15 protein-coding genes are annotated in these 19,456 nt (G+C 44.8%); 10 read left to right on the top strand and 5 right to left on the bottom strand.

Features of this window, described 5'->3' with window-relative positions; all coding sequences use genetic code 11:
• The first annotated feature begins 51 nt into the window (after positions 1 to 51).
• Positions 52 to 1,323 (top strand): retropepsin-like aspartic protease family protein, encoded by a 1,272-nt coding sequence (locus AC5JBY_RS18065; RefSeq protein WP_495906034.1) that lies wholly within the window; start codon positions 52 to 54, stop codon positions 1,321 to 1,323.
• 179 nt (positions 1,324 to 1,502) lie between these two features.
• The gene (locus AC5JBY_RS18060) at positions 1,503 to 2,093 is read left to right on the top strand and encodes a nitroreductase family protein (RefSeq protein WP_495906033.1); all 591 of its coding nucleotides are present in this window, start codon (positions 1,503 to 1,505) and stop codon (positions 2,091 to 2,093) included.
• Between the two features lie 97 nt (positions 2,094 to 2,190).
• Here AC5JBY_RS18060 and AC5JBY_RS18055 read toward each other — a convergent pair whose 3' ends face one another.
• Positions 2,191 to 4,218, bottom strand: coding sequence for a hypothetical protein (locus AC5JBY_RS18055; RefSeq protein ID WP_495906032.1), 2,028 nt, complete (start codon positions 4,216 to 4,218; stop codon positions 2,191 to 2,193).
• 231 nt (positions 4,219 to 4,449) lie between these two features.
• Here AC5JBY_RS18055 and AC5JBY_RS18050 point away from each other — a divergent pair, with 231 nt between their 5' ends.
• The 8 genes from AC5JBY_RS18050 (at position 4,450) to AC5JBY_RS18015 (ending at position 13,422) form a co-directional block, all read left to right on the top strand.
• On the top strand, positions 4,450 to 5,484 hold the full coding sequence (locus AC5JBY_RS18050) for a sensor histidine kinase (RefSeq protein ID WP_495906031.1): 1,035 nt from the start codon (positions 4,450 to 4,452) through the stop codon (positions 5,482 to 5,484).
• Positions 5,462 to 6,193: a LytR/AlgR family response regulator transcription factor gene (locus AC5JBY_RS18045; protein WP_495906030.1), complete on the top strand. Its 732-nt coding sequence runs from the start codon at positions 5,462 to 5,464 to the stop codon at positions 6,191 to 6,193. Before AC5JBY_RS18050 ends, AC5JBY_RS18045 begins: the two co-directional genes overlap by 23 nt.
• A 216-nt stretch (positions 6,194 to 6,409) precedes the next feature.
• Positions 6,410 to 8,785 carry a TonB-dependent receptor gene (locus AC5JBY_RS18040; protein ID WP_495906029.1) on the top strand — a complete coding sequence of 792 codons (2,376 nt, stop codon included), beginning with the start codon at positions 6,410 to 6,412 and terminating at the stop codon, positions 8,783 to 8,785.
• Between the two features lie 108 nt (positions 8,786 to 8,893).
• Positions 8,894 to 9,484, top strand: coding sequence for a hypothetical protein (locus AC5JBY_RS18035; protein ID WP_495906028.1), 591 nt, complete (start codon positions 8,894 to 8,896; stop codon positions 9,482 to 9,484).
• A 138-nt stretch (positions 9,485 to 9,622) separates the two neighbouring features.
• Positions 9,623 to 10,297, top strand: coding sequence for a response regulator transcription factor (locus AC5JBY_RS18030; protein WP_495906027.1), 675 nt, complete (start codon positions 9,623 to 9,625; stop codon positions 10,295 to 10,297).
• Positions 10,298 to 10,314: 17 nt separating this feature from the next.
• On the top strand, positions 10,315 to 11,688 hold the full coding sequence (locus AC5JBY_RS18025) for a HAMP domain-containing sensor histidine kinase (protein ID WP_495906026.1): 1,374 nt from the start codon (positions 10,315 to 10,317) through the stop codon (positions 11,686 to 11,688).
• A 290-nt stretch (positions 11,689 to 11,978) separates the two neighbouring features.
• Positions 11,979 to 12,548: a universal stress protein gene (locus tag AC5JBY_RS18020; RefSeq protein ID WP_495906025.1), complete on the top strand. Its 570-nt coding sequence runs from the start codon at positions 11,979 to 11,981 to the stop codon at positions 12,546 to 12,548.
• Positions 12,493 to 13,422, top strand: a complete 930-nt coding sequence (locus tag AC5JBY_RS18015) for a bestrophin family protein (RefSeq protein WP_495906024.1) — start codon at positions 12,493 to 12,495, stop codon at positions 13,420 to 13,422. The genes AC5JBY_RS18020 and AC5JBY_RS18015 overlap by 56 nt, the downstream gene beginning before the upstream one ends.
• A 34-nt stretch (positions 13,423 to 13,456) precedes the next feature.
• Here AC5JBY_RS18015 and AC5JBY_RS18010 read toward each other — a convergent pair whose 3' ends face one another.
• The 4 genes from AC5JBY_RS18010 to AC5JBY_RS17995 form a co-directional block, all read right to left on the bottom strand.
• Positions 13,457 to 14,419 carry a hypothetical protein gene (locus AC5JBY_RS18010; protein WP_495906023.1) on the bottom strand — a complete coding sequence of 321 codons (963 nt, stop codon included), beginning with the start codon at positions 14,417 to 14,419 and terminating at the stop codon, positions 13,457 to 13,459.
• 10 nt (positions 14,420 to 14,429) lie between these two features.
• On the bottom strand, positions 14,430 to 15,554 hold the full coding sequence (locus AC5JBY_RS18005) for a DUF3696 domain-containing protein (RefSeq protein ID WP_495906022.1): 1,125 nt from the start codon (positions 15,552 to 15,554) through the stop codon (positions 14,430 to 14,432).
• Positions 15,551 to 17,041 carry a winged helix-turn-helix domain-containing protein gene (locus AC5JBY_RS18000; protein WP_495906021.1) on the bottom strand — a complete coding sequence of 497 codons (1,491 nt, stop codon included), beginning with the start codon at positions 17,039 to 17,041 and terminating at the stop codon, positions 15,551 to 15,553. Before AC5JBY_RS18000 ends, AC5JBY_RS18005 begins: the two co-directional genes overlap by 4 nt.
• Positions 17,042 to 18,064: 1,023 nt before the next feature.
• Positions 18,065 to 19,444: a hypothetical protein gene (locus tag AC5JBY_RS17995; RefSeq protein WP_495906020.1), complete on the bottom strand. Its 1,380-nt coding sequence runs from the start codon at positions 19,442 to 19,444 to the stop codon at positions 18,065 to 18,067.
• Positions 19,445 to 19,456 lie beyond the last annotated feature (12 nt).

Here is a 19,456-nt window from a genome sequence, read left to right as displayed (position 1 = left end):
ACTAATAAAAGGTTGAAGATTGCTACTACTTTGCAACTTCAACCTTTATTTATGAGAGTATTCATAGTAGCAGTGGTATTATTGGTCACCTTTACCCTGCACGCCGCGCCCCGAACTTCTCTTGACAGCCTGCTGGAGCAGCGTCACTTCTTCGAGCTGCGCGAAGCACTGGCCAATCCACAGGAAGAACAGTTGCCCGAACACCGTAAACTATACTTCCAGGCCTTCGTCCATAACTTCTTTCATGAGCTGTCCGCTTCCAATAAAGACATAGACCTGTTGCTGAAGAAATATTCCAACAAGCTTACCGATAAAGAACTGGGCAGGCTCCTGGGCAAAAAGATCGACAACCATGTCAAGCTCTATGAATATAAGCAGGCCCATATTGCCAGTGAATTACTCCTGTCCAAATATGGACATACGCTCACAGAGGAAGACAAGAAAGATATCGTCAATTCAGATATCATCTGGAAAGGGCTGGAAAAAGTACCCGCCCAGCGTACAACCATCCGTAAAGGCAGCCGCGTTGCCTGGAAGCGCGACCTGGCGAAACTGATCAATGTGCCGGTACAGTTCAGGGACAGTACCTTCGACTTTGTATTCGACACCGGCGCCAACCTGTCGGTGATCACGGAAAGCTATGCTGCAAAAGCCGGACTGGATGTGATGAATGTGATATTCAAAGTAAAGGCCATTACCGGCATTGACGTAGATGCAAAACTGGGTGTTGCCAAATCCATGCGCATCGGAGAGGTGGAAGTGGAGAACGTAGTATTCATTGTATTCCCCGATAGCGTGTTGACCTTTGCAGGCGGTGCTTACAAGATCAATGGCATCATCGGTTTTCCGGTGATCGAACAATTACAGGAAGTGCGCATCGATAAAACAGGCTTCATCACCATACCAGCGGAAGCAACCAATAAACCACTCCACAATTTTGGAATGGATGAATTGACACCAGTTATTCAGATCGCGGTAAACAAAGATAAGCTGGCATTCACCTTCGACACAGGCGCACAATCCACCGACCTTAACCAGCCATTCTATAATCAATACAAAGCCACCATAGAAGCCACCGGAAAAATGTATGATATGCAGCAGGGTGGGGCAGGAGGATACACTACTTCCAAAGCATGGCGGGTCCCCACCACAGTATTCGCCATCGGCGGTCAGTCCCTTTCCATTCCTGACCTGGGCGTAAAAACAACCAATAGCAACAGCAAAGACCGCTACTATTACGGCAACCTCGGACAGGATGTAATGTCACAGTTCAAAGAGCTGGTCATCAACTTCCGCTACATGTATGTAGACTTTGTGCAGTAACGGGAATTGCCCGGCCCTTTAGGGCCGGGATAAAAAGCGCTGTTTTATTGGGCTTTAGCCCAAAGTGGTCTTTCCTTAATTCGTAATCTTCCAAGAGATTCGTATTCTATATTTGCTGCTGGCGCAAGTATGCAGCACGGCTTTGTGCGTAGGGTACTTGTGCCCTAAAACAAATACTAATGATCGAATCAATAACATCCACACCGGCCCTGATCAACCAGGTGATCCGTACCCGTCGCAGCGTATTTACCCAGCAATTTGAGCCCGGTAAAGTCATCCCCGATGAAATCATCTGGCAGATACTGGAAAACGCCAACTGGGCGCCTACCCACAAATTCACCGAGCCCTGGCGCTTTACCGTGTTTAGCGGAGAAGGGTTGAAAACACTGGCCACACAACAAGCCGCTATCTACAAAGAATTTGCAGGCGCTAAGTTCAAGCAACCGAAGTACGAGCAAATGCTCAACATGCCCTTGCTGGCTTCACACATCATTGCCATTGGCATGAAGCGCCATGAAGGCATCCCGGAAATGGAAGAAATAGCAGCCGTGAGTTGCGCCGTACAGAACATATACCTCACTGCAAATGCCTATGGTGTTGGTGGCTACTGGAGCACAGGGGGCATCACCTTTATAGAAGAAGCCAAGACACTCTTCAACCTTGGCCCTGATGATCTGTTCATGGGCTTCTTTTACCTCGGGTACATAAAAGTTCCCTCCACCGATGGAAAGCGCGGAAGTATACAAGACAAAGTAACTTGGGTAAAATAGCCGATAAAAGACTAAAACGAAAAGACCTGAGCAGTGTCAACTGCTCAGGTCTTTTTATTATATGGAATATAGTTTTATATCCAATAAATCATGATCATCATGGTTCAGATGCTATTATATACTGTGGCCCCTCATTAACAGAAGGCACTACTACCTCTCCGTTTTTCACCGGCAACTCTGTCTGTGTTCCCTCTTCTTTTCCAATGGTCATGGTAACGAGCGTAGCTTTCGTAGCCTTGCCTACACTCACTTTGTAGTTGGCGGAGGTAGTACCATTATAAGTACCGCGCACTATATAGTATACTTTCAGTTTGGGATTGCTCTTATGATCATACTTCGTTACAGTTACACCAGTGCTGTCGCCATCCTTCACCATGGTCGACCAGCCTTTGTAATCGTGCAGCACATTCATACGCGTGGCATACCACCACCAGATGGGCATCCTGTGTGAGCCTGTATAAGCATACGTTTTTGCCTCAAACTGTTCAACTACCATAAACATGGAAGCGAATACACCTGAGCCGTCAGAGGTATGGAAGTAATTATAAACAGCTTCCAGACCATTGGGCACAGCGGCCGCACGTTCCAGCGTACGTACCATGAAGTTGGCGGTCACTACTGTATCATCAAAACCGGGAACAGAACGAACATTATAATCACTGTTACCAACTGCATAGCCGATCTCCGTCCAGCGCAAACCTTTACCGGGGAAATAGTGATCCCGGAAAGTTTTATATGCCTTTATCTTTTCAGTGACCTTGAACTGCTCAGGGCTCACAGCATCTGCATTGGTATGGTGGCTTTGTCCGCCATACATATTATTAATGTACTGGTTGTAGCAAAAACCATCAGCCGGGAAAGGCTGACCGGGATACATCCAGTAATTAAGGAAGTACATGGCTTTCCAGCGAACGGTATCGGGACTGAGGCAGGCGCCGAGGTATACTTTCGCTTTCGGGTCTACTGACTTAATAGAATCCCAGGCAGCTTTGAGCTTTTGGAATTGCACCAACGGCGAGTGATAAGCCGTAAGCCCCATCCAGGTTTTATCATCCTCATTACCGATCTCAAATACTTTGATCTTATCCTGGCCGGGTGTAAGATTAGGATTGGTACTACCATACACTCGGTAACCTTTTAATTGGGAATTGGGATTGCTGGCCCACAGGTGCGCTACCATCTTCCACATCCGCGCATGGCTCTTGGTCCAGGGTTCATAAGCGGTACTGTCAGCGCCGGGAGGCATATCCTTAAACCCATTACTTTGCGTGAAAGTATTATAATCATCGGTAGCCTTCAGGCTGTTCACCGTTTTCACATTGGCGCCATTGATATACAACATCACCGGCGTACCATTCTTCTTATGAAAACTCAATGTGTTCTTATCGAAATCGCCCCACTTGTCGATCTCAAACTCCTGCTTGTCTACAGAAGATTTCAAATCATGCGCCCAATAGAATACGTTGGAAGGAGAGCGGAAAGAACCATACAAAGGCAGGCCATTGCTTAGCTTCATATAGTTCACATCCTTGCCGGCGATGGCTGAACCACCCTGGAAGGTGATGCCGGGATCGGCGAGCTGTACGGGCGCTACTACAGGCGCTATGGGTGAGCAGCGTGCCACGGCATTACCGTAAATACGGATCTCACGCACATCGGAAGATGGATCACCAGTCTCGAACCGGAGAAAGCGGATAGGGGAGGCAATCGCATTTAGCCCTTCCTGTAAAAGACTCCAGGTTTTATGGCCACCGCCAAAGCTGTATTCACCCTTCTGTACCCGGTTACTATCGTAGGCAGTAATCTTCCATTTGCTATCGCCATAACCATTGTAATAATCGAGCGACAGTTTAGTATAGCAGCTATCACCCAGGGAAATAAAGAATACCATGGGCCTGGCCAGGTCATTACCAATGTATTGTTCCTGGTCCATCCGGCTTTGCTCATCGATGCTGTTGTCAAATATCAGCTCAGGGTTTTTCCGGGCAGTGATGTTCCAAAGGTCACGACCCGACAAAATATTGATCTTGTGGGTACCGGCGGGAGGAGTACGTTCGTCGGGAGATTCGGCGCTGCAGGCCGTGGTGCAAACCAAAAGAATAAGGTAATAATGCTTGAGCTTCATTAGTTGATATTAATAATATGTTCGATGTGTCTAATGGGAGGCAGGGCAAATATATCCTACTTTCTGTTGGTTGTCAATAACCCAGACCCGCTTCATTTGTTACCATAAAGCAAAAAATTGCCTGGCTGTCCACCGTTTCGTCGGCACAAAAGGTCATGTTGTCGCAACAATGCCCCACATGGTCATCCCGCCCTTGTTACTCCTCCGAAAAGGGTACTTTTGTAACAAGCTATGCAAATATCCCGCAAACGGTTGGTGAACATCTTGCTGCACGTACTCTTTACCACATTGATAGTACTGGTGCCCACCTTTCTCATGCCCCTGAAAGAGTCTCATAACCCCAATACCCAGCACACTTTTTACAATATTCCCATCTTCATTATGACGGGTATGGCCACCATTGCCTGTTATACCAGTGCTTATTGGTTATACAAATATTTAATCAGGAGGCAAATAGTTACTTATCTGTCGCTCACGATCGGCATCTGTATATTCATCGCCCTGGTTTCCGGCTGGACTACGCACTTGTTTGCAGTCACGCCTACACCCTTCATCTGGGCCCACATGGTCACCAAGTTCTTTATCGTGCTGTTTGTAATGGGTTCCGGCACTGCCTACCGGTTTATTCTGGAAGTAATGAAGCAGGAGAGCCAGCAAAAAGAAAGCATGTCGATGGAGCTGTCCTTCCTGCGTTCGCAGGTGAGCCCCCACTTCATGTTCAATACCCTCAACAGCATGGTGGCCCTGGCCCGCAAGAAAAGCGACAAGCTGGAACCGGCATTGATTGAGTTGAGCAATCTTATGCACTACATGCTCTATGAGTCGGACGAAGAAAAGGTAAACCTCTCCAAAGAGATCGATTATATACAGAGCTATATCGACCTGCAAACCCTCCGCTTTGGGCACAACGTGAAGATCATGTTCACAGTGAACAAGCCACTGCCCACTGATCCTTGTATAGAGCCCATGCTGCTGATACCCCTGATTGAAAACGCCTTCAAACATGGCATTGGCATGATCAATGATCCAGAGATCGATATTAAACTGCAGGTGGAGAAAGATGCGTTGGAGCTATTTGTAAAGAATAAATACAATGATGTCACTACAGAAACAAAGGACAAAACTTCCGGTATCGGGCTGGTGAACCTGGAGCGGCGGCTGAAACTGCTGTATCCACAAAAGCATACGTTGCACGCCATGAAAAATGGTACATACTTCAAGGCTTCACTTAAACTAAACATGCATGATCAGGTGCCTGGCTGTTGATGATGAGATGTTGTCGCTGGAATTGCTGGAAGATAATATCCGCCGCATTCCTTTCCTGCAGTTGGTGGGCCGCTGCTACAATGCCTATGAGGCCATGGATATTATGCTGCGTGAGCCGGTTGATCTTATCTTCCTCGACATACAAATGGGGGGCATCACCGGCACCCAGTTCCTGCAAAGCCTTTCGGGCATGGCTTCCCGGCCCATGGTCATCTTTGTAACAGCCTATAAGAAATATGCGTTGGATGGCTTTGAGCTGGATGTATTGGATTACCTCGTAAAGCCGGTAGCCTTCGACCGTTTTCTGAAAGCAGTAAATAAAGCGGCCGAATACCATGCGCTCAGGAACAGTGCGCCAACATCATCAGCAGTCCCTGCCACAGCCGATTACTTCTTTGTCAATGTGGAATATAACCTGGTAAAGATCGAGGTCAACCATATCTATCTCATCGAAGGATTGAAAGACTACATCAAGATCTACCTCCAGGGTGCCGACAGACCGGTGATCACGCGCCTGCCCATGAAAGCATTGGCGGAGAAGCTACCGGTCAACAGGTTCATACGCATTCACAAATCCTACATCATCTCCGTCGACAAGATAACTTCCATTCGTAAGAACCGCATTTACATACAACAGCACATTATACCCATCAGTGATTCCTACCGTGATGATCTCTTCCGCATCATCGATCCACAGAAACTCATTTGAATGCAGGCATTAGCTGTTAGGCGTTAGCATTTAGCTAAAAGCTAATGACTAATAGCTAACACCTAAAAGCTAATACCTTTTCCTCCCATAGGGGTATTGCATTTTTGCGTTGTCTACACATACACGAGTTACGTCGCATAGTTGTTGAAACTGGTATACTTCGTTTTTACACGCAAGGGTTACGCGGCAATTTTATACCAGTAACACAACCTAATTATGAAATATTCACTTGTCGCCCTGCTGTTGCTGACAGGCATCATCAGCAGCTTGAACACCCTTGCACAAAACACACAAACAGTGACTGGTACTGTGATAGACAAAGCATCAGAACGTCCGCTGCCCAATGTATCCATCAGCATTGTGGGCATCCGCATCGGGGCTACCACCGATTCGCTCGGACGCTTCGTGCTGGCGTCTGTGCCACTGGGCCGTCACCAGGTATCCTTCACCTATGTGGGATACAAAACCGTCACCATCCCTGAAGTACTGGTCACCGCCGGTAAGCAGGTGATCCTTGATATTCCGCTCGACCAGCAGATCGCTGCACTGAATACGGTAACGGTTACCGCCGGCAGAACAAGAAAAGGAGCCGCTTCCAATGAATTTGCCGGCAGCAGTTCCCGCTCCTTTAGTATGGATGATGTGACCCGGTATGCCGGTGGACGTAATGACCCGGCTAAACTGGCGAGCAACTTTGCCGGTGTAGCCAACACCAATGATTCGCGCAACGACATTGTGGTACGGGGCAATTCACCCACCGCCGTTCTGTGGCGCATGGAAGGTATCCCCATTCCCAACCCTAATCACTTTTCAACGTTGGGTACAACAGGCGGTCCGGTAAGCGCATTGAACACCAACGCCCTGAAGAACTCCGATTTCTATACCGGTGCATTCCCGGCAGAATATGGCAATGCTACCGGCGCCGTGTTCGATATCGGCCTGCGTACCGGTAACAAGGATAAGTTTGAAAAGACGATCCAGCTCAACATGTTCAGTGGCCTGGAAGCGATGCTGGAAGGCCCTTTAAGTAAAAAGAAAAATGGCTCATCCTTTCTTATAGGTTACCGTTATTCATTTGCACAGATCGGCAATTCACTTGGTTTCGACATCGGAACTGAAGCCGTTCCTAAATACCAGGATGTGATCTTCCACCTCAACTTTGCCAAATCCAAACTGGGCAAGTTCAGTCTCTTCGGTATGGGTGGCACCAGCTCCATCGACATGATTGGCGCCGATCTCGACTCCACCGATATCTTTGGCAATAAAGATGAAGATACCTATTACAAATCCCGCATTGGTGTCGTGGGGTTGAAGCATACGCTTGATATTGGCAGCAATAGTTACCTGCGTACGCTGGTGTCTTATTCCTATACCAGCAACGATGGAGAAGTATATAAATATAATGAAGGAGACCCTGTCAGGCGGCTTAATACCAATGCCTCTAACGTTAACACAGGCTTTCGTTTATCCTCTTTCATCAACTCCAAGATAAATACCCGCTTCACGATGCGTGGAGGCGTATTGGCCGAATTGATCGGGCTGGATACAAAAGTAGAAACCCGGGAAGACAGACCTGATTGGGAAACTATCCGGGATTATGATGGCAGTGCCTGGCTGGTGCAGCCTTATGTACAGGGCAAATACCGCTTTACGGAAAAACTGTCACTCAATGCCGGCTTGCATGGCATCTGGTATGGCTTGAATGAAACATCGGCCATAGAGCCCCGTGCTTCTTTGAGCTATGCATTGGCCAACAACCAGACGCTCACATTGAGTTATGGTATGCACCACCAGCAACAGCCTTTGCCGGTATACATGTACCAGGAAAGAAAACCGGATGGTACGTATGATCAGTCAAACAGGGACCTCGATTTCACACGGGCGAACCACTACGTGCTGGGTTATGATTGGGCCTTTGCCCGCGACTGGCGCCTGAAAGCAGAAGCGTATCATCAGTCCATTTCCAATGCACCGGTAGAGCGCACGCCCAGTGGCTTCTCTGTACTGAACAGTGGCGCTGACTTTACTTTCCCCGAAAAGGCAGGACTGGTGAATGGCGGTACGGGTACCAATACTGGTATCGAGTTGACGGTAGAGAAGTTTTTCAGCAGAGGTTTCTACCTGCTTACTACCGCGTCGATCTTTGATGCGAAATACAAAGGCAGTGATGGTATCGAGCGGAACACCACTTTCAACAACAAGGCTGTGTTCAACATACTGGCAGGCCGGGAATGGAAGATGGGACGCGATGGTCGCAATGCTTTTACCATCGATATCAAGCTTACGCAGTCCGGCGGACGTTATTATACACCCATCGATATCGCCCGTTCAAATTCCACCGGCTATGAGCAGTTGGATGAGAGCCGGTACAATGATCAGCAGTTTTCCAATTACATGCGGTTCGACACCCGTTTCGGTATCCGGCTCAACAGTCCGAAACGTAAGCTGTCGCACACCTTTTACTTAGACATTCAGAACGTGACCAATAGAGAAAATGTTTTTGTGCAGCGCTACAACCGTGTACTCAAACAGGTAGGCATTGTAAACCAGGTAGGCTTTTTCCCGGACATACTGTATCGACTACAGTTTTAAGAAGAGCAGAACCATCCGGCCCGGGTACGACCGTCAAGTCCGTTGATTCAAAGGTTAGGGTTAATAGGTCTGCGGTCCCCGGGCTTTTTTTCATCTCACATCTCACGTATGAAAAAGATCCCTTTTTATATCGGCGTACTCCTGGTGATACCCCTCGCCGTAGAAGCTGAGCGACAAAAACGCACATCGTTATACAATGGATATGGAGTAGGCTCCATCATGGCGGCAGATATGGCTATCCTGCACGAATCCATCAAAGAAAATATCCAGCAACAGGCTTTACTGGTGTGGATGGATGCGCAGGGAAAGAGAGCCTCCCTCCAGGCTGCGCAAGCCATCGACGCACTCATCAACAACATCCGGTACGTATCTATTGAAAATACATGGTACAAGATCATTCGTGAAGTAAGCAGAACCAGCCTGCTTCGCAAAGCTATTGCCGGCGCAGGCGCCATCATGGTGAGACAGAACGAGGTAAGGTCTGCCGCGGCTACGCAAAGACAAGGGGCGTATCCCGGACATTTACCGGTGCCTGCTGCCGGCGCCGAATTACCACTGGCGGTATCAGATGAACAGCAGAAAGTGGTGGTAACAGCATTTGCCTGTGAAGACGAGCTAAACACAGACCTCAATGATCCGTTGCCTGTTGACAGAGAGATGGCAATGGTTATCGAGCGTTACCAGTCCATGTCATCCTAAGCTTGTCAAAGGTTTCAATCGGTTCATATGCATTTTTTGTTTATTGCCGCCCCGTTTCCACGGGGCGATTTTCTTATCAGTTTCTAATGTGGTCCCAGTAAAATAGGACCTATTTTTGTGCCTCCTAAAAAGGCTTGCATGAAAGTGTTATTGATTGAAGATGAAGCAGCAGTAGCCGCTATGATAAGAAAAGGCTTAAGCGAAAGCGGTTATACGGTTACTGTGGCCCCCGACGGCAAAGCCGGGCTCGATATGGGTACCGGGCATAGCTTCGATATCATGATCCTCGATATCATGTTGCCAGGTATCAACGGCCTGGAACTGTGCAAGCGCCTACGCAAAGAAGGGATCGACACCCCGATTCTCATGCTTACCGCTTTAGGAACTACCGAAAACATTGTCACCGGCCTCGACAGTGGCGCCGATGACTACCTTGTAAAGCCTTTCAAGTTTGCCGAACTGGAAGCACGTATTCGCTCATTGGGCCGCCGCAAGATCGGTTCTACCAGTCCCGCCGACCTCATCCAGATTGGAGATATAACTGTAAACACCGCCGCCCGCAATGTTGTCCGCAACGGACAGGAGATCACCCTTACTTCCACCGAATACCGCCTGCTCGAATTTATGGTCCGCAACCGTGGCCGGGTGCTCTCTCGCGTCGAGTTGCTGGAAAACGTGTGGGGCATCGACTTCAACATGGGCACCAATGTGGTTGATGTATATGTAAATTACCTCCGCAAGAAACTCGGTAATGACCACGACCGCAAACTGATCCATACCGTCATTGGTATGGGCTATATCATTAAAGATTAATTGCAGCCTTAAGCCATATGAAAATCCAGGTTAAAACAGCCTTGCTATTTACGGTGCTCACAGCCGGTCTTATCCTTTTCTTAAGTGTGGGTGTCTATTACTTTGCCAGCCGGTTTACCTTTAATGACTTCCTCAAGCGGCTGGAGCTACGCGCCCGTATTGCTGCCCGTATACATTTTGAAGAAGATGAAACATCATCCTCTGCCTTTAGCGAACTGCGTCGGGAATACCTTTCCGCGTTGCCACAGGAAAAGGTCTACATACTCCAATACGATACTATAACCGGTAAGATCAAAAACGATAGTGGTCCTAAACTAAAGGAGCACTTTTATAAGTCGATTGTCGAGAAGAACGGAGCTACCGCTTTCACGTCTGTCAAGCATTATCAATATGCCGGTATCGTGTACAAAACCAAGAATAATGATCATTACCTGGTGATCAGCTCGGCTATTAATGAGTATGGCGAAAAGGTTATTCAGAATCTTGGTGAAGTATTGATAGTCACATGTGTATTGTCGGTTATTGCCATTTTTACAATAAGCGTTTTCTTCTCCCGGAAGATCTTCGCACCTGTAAGAAACATCACCCACCGGGTAAAGGATATCAGCGCCCATAACCTGCACCTGCGGTTGCACGAGGGAGGCGGTAAGGACGAAATGACCGAGCTGGCCCAGACCTTTAATAATATGCTCGACAGGCTGGAGACCTCCTTCGAGACCCAGAATAACTTCGTGAGTAATGCCTCCCACGAGTTGCGCACACCACTTACCACCATCATAGGCGAAGCAGACATTGCCCTTTCTAAAGCACGTACCGAGCAGGAGTATAAGCAAACGCTCCAGGTGATCGTGAAGGAAGCAGCCCGGCTGCAGCACCTCACCACCAGTTTGCTAAAGTTGGCCCAGGCCGGTTTCGATGGTCAGAAGCAGGAGTGGGGGATGCAGCGGATGGATGAATTGCTCATGAATGTGAAGCGGACGGTCGATGAAATAGAGCCCAACAACCGGGTCAAGATCTCCCTCCAAATGCCCGATGACGAATGGGCGATATCAGTCCGCGGCAACGATCACCTGCTCCATCTTGCTTTAACTAATATTGTATTAAACGCTTGTAAGTATTCTGATAATAAATCAGTAATGTTATCGTTGGTGACGTCTGATGGCTACATTGTGATCGCCGTAGTAGACGAGGGGATAGGTATCCCTGCCAACGAGGTCAAGTACATTTTCGACCCGTTCTTCCGGGCTTCCAATACCAATCATTATGAAGGGTATGGCATCGGACTCCCTTTGACTCATACCATCATCCGCTTGCACAAAGGCGATATTAAGATACAATCCCAAGTGGGCAAGGGGACTACCGTAGTCGTTACGTTTCCTGCGGTTGGGTGAGGTTGATAAGTTTAAAGAGTGGACAAGTTAATAAGGATTCCGGCTTTGAAGTTCCTGCCTAAACTTAAAATCGTTATTAAATTATGTTAAGTAGAGTTTCCCAATTATAGATTTTACTATCTTAGCAACCTCAACGTATCTATCTCTCCACACTTTCTCATCCCGTTCTAATTTCATTTATCGTATTCTAATCATCTTCTCATCATCTTCTCATTTGAGTCTTAAGCCATGCTAATGGCCGCGATGCAATTTTGTACTCATAAACATTATTGATACAAAATTCGAAACCAATGAGAAATGTATTGATCCCAACAGATTTTTCAGTGGCCTCACTCGAACTGGCCGATAAAACAGCTCAATCGCTGGAAGGTGAGACCATCAACATCATCCTGTTCCATGCATTCGAGATGCCTTCTTTTGAAAGTGATTTGTATGACATCCGTGGCAAGCTGCCTTATGCTGACCTGGTAACCGAGGCTTTCCGTAATGGTTGCAAGCGTGTAAAGCTGCAGCATTCCAAAACCATCCGCAGCATTGTGATCCGGCATATGTACGGCAACACGGCAGCAGTGTTCAGGAATTTCGCAGATGCCAACGATATCGATCTCATCGTGTGCCCGGATTTCTATGTATTCCAGGCCGTGCATCCCGGCAGTGTCAATCCGATCACCATGTTCCAGAAAGGCGGCGTTCCTTTAATGAAGGAATTCAAGTCTAAGAAGAAAGTAGCCGAAGAACCTGTACAACAGCCTAAGGCAATTGAAAGAACTGTAGTAGAAACATTACTTACCAAAGAAAATCATTATGCTGTTAAAGAAGAACATCCCATTCCGGTACATATTCGGCAAAATACAGTATGAGCTACTGATCATACTGATCTATACGACCATCATTGCATTATTGCATGAGTTTGATAAAGTGTTACCCATATCGATCCCCTTGGCCATTCCGGCTTTGCTGGGTACGGTAATCTCGCTGCTACTGGGTTTCCGTAGCAACCAGGCGTATGACCGCTGGTGGGAAGCCCGCCATATCTGGGGCGCCATCGTGAATGAATCGCGCACACTGGCCCGGCAGATATTGACCTTTACAGACGTGATCGAAGAGGGCGATGACGTACATCGTTTCCGTGAGCGTATTATCCGCCGGCAGATGGGCTGGAATTATAGTCTGGGGCAAAGCCTGCGCCGTACCTCGGCAACAGACGGATTGGAGAAATACATCAGTAAACGTGAGCTGGAAGCCGTGAGCCAGTACAGCAATGTACCGTCAGCTATGCTGGAGCAGCATGGCCGCGACCTGCGCAGGGCGCTGGAAAACGGCTGGATCAACCGCTACCAGCAGGTGGAGTTGGACCGTACCATTACCAGGCTTTGTGATGCCATGGGCAAGTGTGAGCGTATCAAGAATACCGTATTTCCAAGCACGTATAGCCTGTACATACATTTTTCGCTCTTGTTGTTTATCAGCTTATTGCCGTTTGGCGTGATCGAGTATTTCGGGTTCCTGGAAATACCACTGGTAATGGCCGTATCTGCGTCGTTCCTGTTGATCGAGAAAATGGCTATTCATCTGCAGGATCCGTTTGAAAACAAACCTACAGATACGCCCATGACGACGATCGCCCGGAACATTGAAAGAGACCTGCGTCAAATGCTCCGCGACCAGGAAATGCCGGAAATGGAATTTGACAGGGGAGGCGAAAAGAATAAAAAAGTGTTTTACGTGCTGTAATTTAAAATCCCTATGGTTTTGATCATAGGGATTTTTATCCTTCTGAAGCGATTCGTAGATGTTTTCCAATATATCCAATATAGACTTTTTGTGTATTGTCGTCTGGATAGAAATGAAATCTTAAAATGCCAGTTTTAATATGTAAATCAAAAATCTTTTTGCCTTGACTTGGAATTGTAAATTTTCTTAGAGTCCCAAATTTATTTAATGTTAATTCCGATTCTGGAGAAATACGAAGGTTTGTTTTTTTGTTCACATCATCGTAATTGAATGCGCCATCTTTCCAATTCTTTACGTAATTATTCAGTGTGTTTAAGCGATCAATAACTTGATAAAGTATTTTAGAAGCACCCAGTTTTTTTAATTGGCTTTCTACCTCCTCACAAAATTCAAGATTAGGGAAAATTTCCTTTCTTTTTGTCCACAATTCTTCGCTTTTTTCTAAATTATCAAGCTGGTACTGTTCCCACCATGCAAGATGATCGTTGATATGGTCTATAGAGGAAAAATGCTTGACTGTTATAGGTTTTATTTTCTCTTCTAAATTGTTGTCTAAAAAGTAATGCTCAATTTCTATTTCGCTCTTATACCACTCTTCATGCGTTGGCAAACTCAAGGAAAATGTACCGAAGATATAGGCTGCGCCTAATCCCCAAACCTGAAATCTTCGGCCATCTAATTTCTTGTAAAATTCAGAGATTTTGTATTGGTTACTTTGGTCTATTTCGGACTCATGTATTAGAGGATATGATGTAAGTATTTCTTTAAATCTATTCCTTAAATCCTCGTTAACTCTATTATCTTTTAACCAAATGTCGACGTTATAGTTGTCGTGAATGGGAATATTATAAAGATTAGATAAATAATTCTCGTGTAATCGCAAATCTCCTAATCCAATTTCATTGGCCCGAATACATGACTTCGCAAATTGTTCTAAAATAGTTAATGCACCTTCAATTGTAGCTGCTTTGTGAAGTAAAGACAGTTCGTTAAACATGTATACCATGTTAACCTATTAATTTGTCTAATTGTTTTGAAAATTCATCAAAAAAACCATTGGGTTTTTGGCTTACACGACCATTTTGGTCTATATGAGGTTGGGTAATAATAGTTGTATGTTCTTTAGTGCTAGGGTCGTGTTCAAAGTAAAAGATAGAAACATTATCTGTATGTATTAAATCATCTTTAACTGCGACTCTAATGCCATTAAACAAATGATCGGAATGTGATTCAACAATTATTTGTACTCCTTCATTTGCTGCTCTAGCCAATAGCTCTCCAACTTTAGATTGCCCTTGTGGGTGTAAGTGCGCTTCTGGATTTTCTATGATTATTAGATCCCCTTTTTGTGCTGCTAAAATAGCAGTAATTACTGGCAGTAGATAGGTGATTCCGTATCCTACGTTCACTGGACTAAATTCAGGGGTAAAATCATTACCATTATCAAACTGATATCCGACTTTTACTATATCAAGTTCATTATAATAAGTCGATATTACGTGAGTTCCTGGTGTTATTTCGTTAAGCCAGGCATCGATATTTGAAATAAGATTAGGTGCTTTAGCAGCCTTATGTCTTACGCCTTCTAATAACACTGTATCTAATTTATGTAATGCGATGTAAAGAGGTACATTTTCTCCTTTGTATCCTAAGAATTGGTTTTGTTTAACTGCTGCGAGGTTAGCCTTATAATTATGTTCAGGTGATATTCGCTCTGCCTTTAAATATGTAAATCGATTATTGAATAAAGCGGGATTCCCTGGATTGTTATAACTATGAGAATGAGATGTACTTAATGGAAGTACATCATTTTCTGCTTCATATGTGTAGGTTACGTTAAGATAGCTCTTATAATCAATATCTATTTCAAAACTTATAAAATCATTATCGGCATGAATATTATAAATATCCTTTCCCTTGCCTAAATCTATTATGCCGCTTTCTCCTCCTTTTAAAATAAGGCCTTTTATATCTGGAATAAAGCTTGCGTCAGATTGTCTTAACAATAATAATGACTGGATAAAGGTCGACTTACCCATTCCATTCAATCCTGTAAAAAGATTAAGGGATGAAAGATTAACCTCGGCTTCACGGAAAGCCTTGAAATTCCGTATGCCTACTCGACTAATCATTTTGTAAATTTATGTATTAAGTTGATAATGCCTTCAAAACGCGTCTTTACTGCTCCTTTTCCTGAAGTAGATGTTGCAACAGCTCTTACAAAGTCATCTTCTTTCAAAAGATTTTTATATTCACTTATTAACTGCTCTCTATTTTTTAAAAGAGCAATTCGCTGCGCTTCATTTAATTTGTACACTAAGGAAACCCATACTTCAAATAAAGCGCTATTTAATTTTACACGATAGGGGATACCTGAAATCGATCTACTAAAAATGTGTTTGCCGAACAGCTCTCCCTGAAAGAATACTGCATCAATGATGCCTCTAGATAATTTATCTAGTTCATTAGGAGTCTTCTGCCCTAAGCTCTCCATGGCTTTGTCTAAAAAAGTGGAAAGAGGCTTTTGGTATTTTGTATAATCTTTATTTATAAAAGCGTATGCTCTCAGGAACAATTCACGGTCCTCCATCCTTTTATCCTGCAGTCTCAATATTGCTTTAATATCTGTGTCTTCTGAAAGATCCCTTAAAAAGTCAGATGGTTTACCTTGATTTAATGCGTTTCTGATTTCCATCGAATTTAATCCTAATCCACCTGTATTAATTCTTCGAAATACATTATATTTTACTTCTTTTGGTGTTCCTGGTTGAATTAAGTAAGTTGTAATTGGGGTTTCCAAAATTCGTCTTTGCATTGTCCTATTCAACTTATCATATGTGATATTCTTACCACTGAAATCTGTTAGAATTTCAAGTCCATTCAACTCTAATGGAGAGCTTTTTTTTTCAGCATTAATAATAAAATTTTTGATACTCCATAATCTTTGTAATCCATCTACTACAAGCCATTTATTATCGTCTGATGCGTCAAAATAGAAAGGGGGTAAGGGGAGGCGAAGTAAAATTGACTCGATAAGGCGACTTTGTACTTCTGGCTTCCAAAGATTTCCCTTTCTTTGGAATTCTGTATTCATGTCAATTTCGTCATATCTTAAACGCGTTACTAAATGATCAATCGTTTTGGGTTCAACAACTATTTTAATGTCCTTTGGTGCAAAGGGACTAATTATGTCTTCATAATCATCTTTTTTCTCATCCTCTACATCATCTTCGTCATTAATTTCAACTTCAATCGTCTCATTATCCTCTAACGTTTCATCTTCTTCTATTTCATAAATCCCACCTCTAGCCTCCTTTAAAGATTTTCTGACTTCTTCTTTGTCAACAAAACTAACCTCTTTGCCAGCTTCGGTCAAGCTCCATATTCCTCGCTCAACATTTTCCAATAATCCAAATCTTTTCAAATAATTTCTCGACCAAGCCAATCTATATGATAATTTGGTTCTTTTCCCTCTATGAATTTCTTTCAAATCTATATCTGACAAATTTATATTTTCTGCAACTTTTTCATCTAAATCCTTAATATTTGCTTTACCTCCAAGCTGCTTGAGCGCTTGAATTGTAGGATTCATTAAATCATCGTATTTGGGGACAGCCATATTCCTCTTCTTATTTTCAAGTGTAACAAAACTAAATTATTATTTAGCGTGCACGAAATACAAATTATTAGATTTTATCCATAACTCAGGTACTGACTGATTATATACTGAATGCAAGGGCATGTAAAGGTTGTTCCTAAAGTTTTATCAGGTTTTTAATAGGAGGGATAAAACAATGCAATCGTGGAACTATAGCGATTGCTTTTAGCATCACCAGCTTTGTGGTAACAACATTCTCGTCAGTTAGGGTAATAATATTATACTAAAATCTGTCCGTTCATATTTCATTTCAGCGTTTTCCTTCAAATCAGATGCCGGAGTGGAACGTTTTTTTTGGCAAAATTTAATGCGAAATGCGTCCAGCGATATGATCAGGATTATTGTCTGTAATGCAGGCGCCGGCTGGTTTTCAAGGTTGAAACCAGTCGGCGCTTTGTTCTTATAATTAATGTTATGTTAAATAGAGTATTGGCTTGTTTTCACCACTTCTCTCCGTTGTCCAAATCGCTCAATTTTCCTCGAACACTCTTAGACCATTCTCAGGCAATACCCAGACAAGTCTGGTAGCACTCCCGCCCATTTTCCAGCTGTAGCCTTCCTGTATAGGCATGAAAAAAGGCAAAACCGGGGTTTTGCCTTCTGTAATGAGTTTTTCGGTGTAGTTAGCGGTTGGGGCTGGTAAACGCAATCAGGAGCGCCTCAGGCCGGTGAATCTGATAAGGACGGCGTGGCTTCCAGTTCTATGTGGTTCTTGTTGTCCTGAGAGCCTTTAAGGGCCCTTAATTCGCCTGATTTCTCGCCGCTGCGGTAACCCATCCAATATGTAAAGCATGGCACCGTGACGAGAATAAATACAATTAGCAGCAAATCGTTGTAGGCAGACATAAGACACGTTGATTTAAAGGTTGGGAATCTATCTCCTTAAAAATATAAAAAACCCTCGTATAAAACGAGGGTTCATTAATTTATTATTAACAACGAGTGCCTTTTTGCAGCCTTGTTTCAGGTGCTATAAGCTTTTGCTTAGTGCTTACGGTCTACGTTGTTGAATTTCTCTGTGTAGGCAGTTGTCTTGTCCTGCAGCTTCTTGATGTCTGCCTCATACTGTTTAACTTCTGCTGCTTTCTTAGCGGTTTCAGCAGCGTTTCTCTTGGTTTCCAGTTGAGCGGTCTTTTCTTCGTTGATGGTGATCAGCAGGTCGAGTGCATTTTTCAGGATTTCCTTGTCCTCCATTTTCAGCTTGGCTTGCTTGTCGAGCAGCTCGTCTACTTTCTCGAAATATGGAGTGGCTTCGTCGAACTTCTTTACTACTTCCTGGCGCAGTTCTTCTTTCTTCTTCAACTGATCAGGTGTCAACTTGGCTCCTCCTTGTGGACGGATAGCTTTGTTCTCGGTGTTGATATCCACGCCCTGGTTGTACAGGATCTGGCCCATTACCATGTTGGCATTGGCATAGTCAGGTTTCTTTTCCAGTGTGCGTTTCATCATTTCGCCAGCCTTGTTGATCAGCTCTTTTGAGTTGGCCGGACGCTTGGTCACATCTTCCTGATAACCTTCTTTGTACAGCTCTACTGCATAGTTGAACAGGAAGATATGGTTGTCGGGGTTTTCCTTGATCACATCTTCGTATTTCTTGAACAGGTCGGCCTTTGTGCCTTTATCGCTCAGCATTTCGAGGTCGAAGCCAGTCCAGAATTGATCTTCGGGGTATACTGACTTACCCAGCGCAGAGAACTTTTGTGCGGTAGCGATATCGTTCTTCTGGCGGTAGTGATCGGCCAACCATTTGTAGATCTCAACGAAACCTTCACTCTTGGCTTTGGCTTCTGCTATCTTGGAATAGTATATGGCTGCTTCATCGGGCTTGCTGGCTTTTTCAGCAGAGATACCGGCATACAGTGTTGTAGTGGTATCGAGCTTCATGGGAACGATGCCTCTTTCTGCCAACACATCGAATACGCCGAGTGTCTTTTTGAAGTTAGCGAGGGCGTCGTTATAGTTGCCGGCATTGTAGAAAGATGCGCCATTCTTGGAATAACCGGAATAGACGTCGATCAGGGGCTGGTTGCCATCGAAGGTGAGCAACAGGTACCTTTTCTTTTCATCTTTTTCCTTGGATTCCAGTTCCAGGTATTTCTTTATAGCTTCAAAAGATACATCGCGTGCATCGGGTACAGAAGCCTTGAGGGTCGAATCGTTGGCGATGGCGCCATAGATCTTGGCTTTTTGATACCAGGCTTCGGAGCTGTTGGCGAACTTCTCAGAAGCTACTACTGCATCGATCTCAGTCTTTGCTTCAGTGTACTTCTTCTTTGAGAGGAGATCTTTTGCTTTGTCGATCTTCTGGGCATACAGGCCAAAACCAGCACCGGCCAGCAATACGGTCAGCAATACCTTTTTCATTGTTTGCTTATT

The organism is Paraflavitalea sp. (assembly GCF_059502485.1).
The sequence above is the reverse complement of the archived record's forward strand: the minus strand, read 5'-3'. Positions and strand labels throughout refer to the sequence as shown.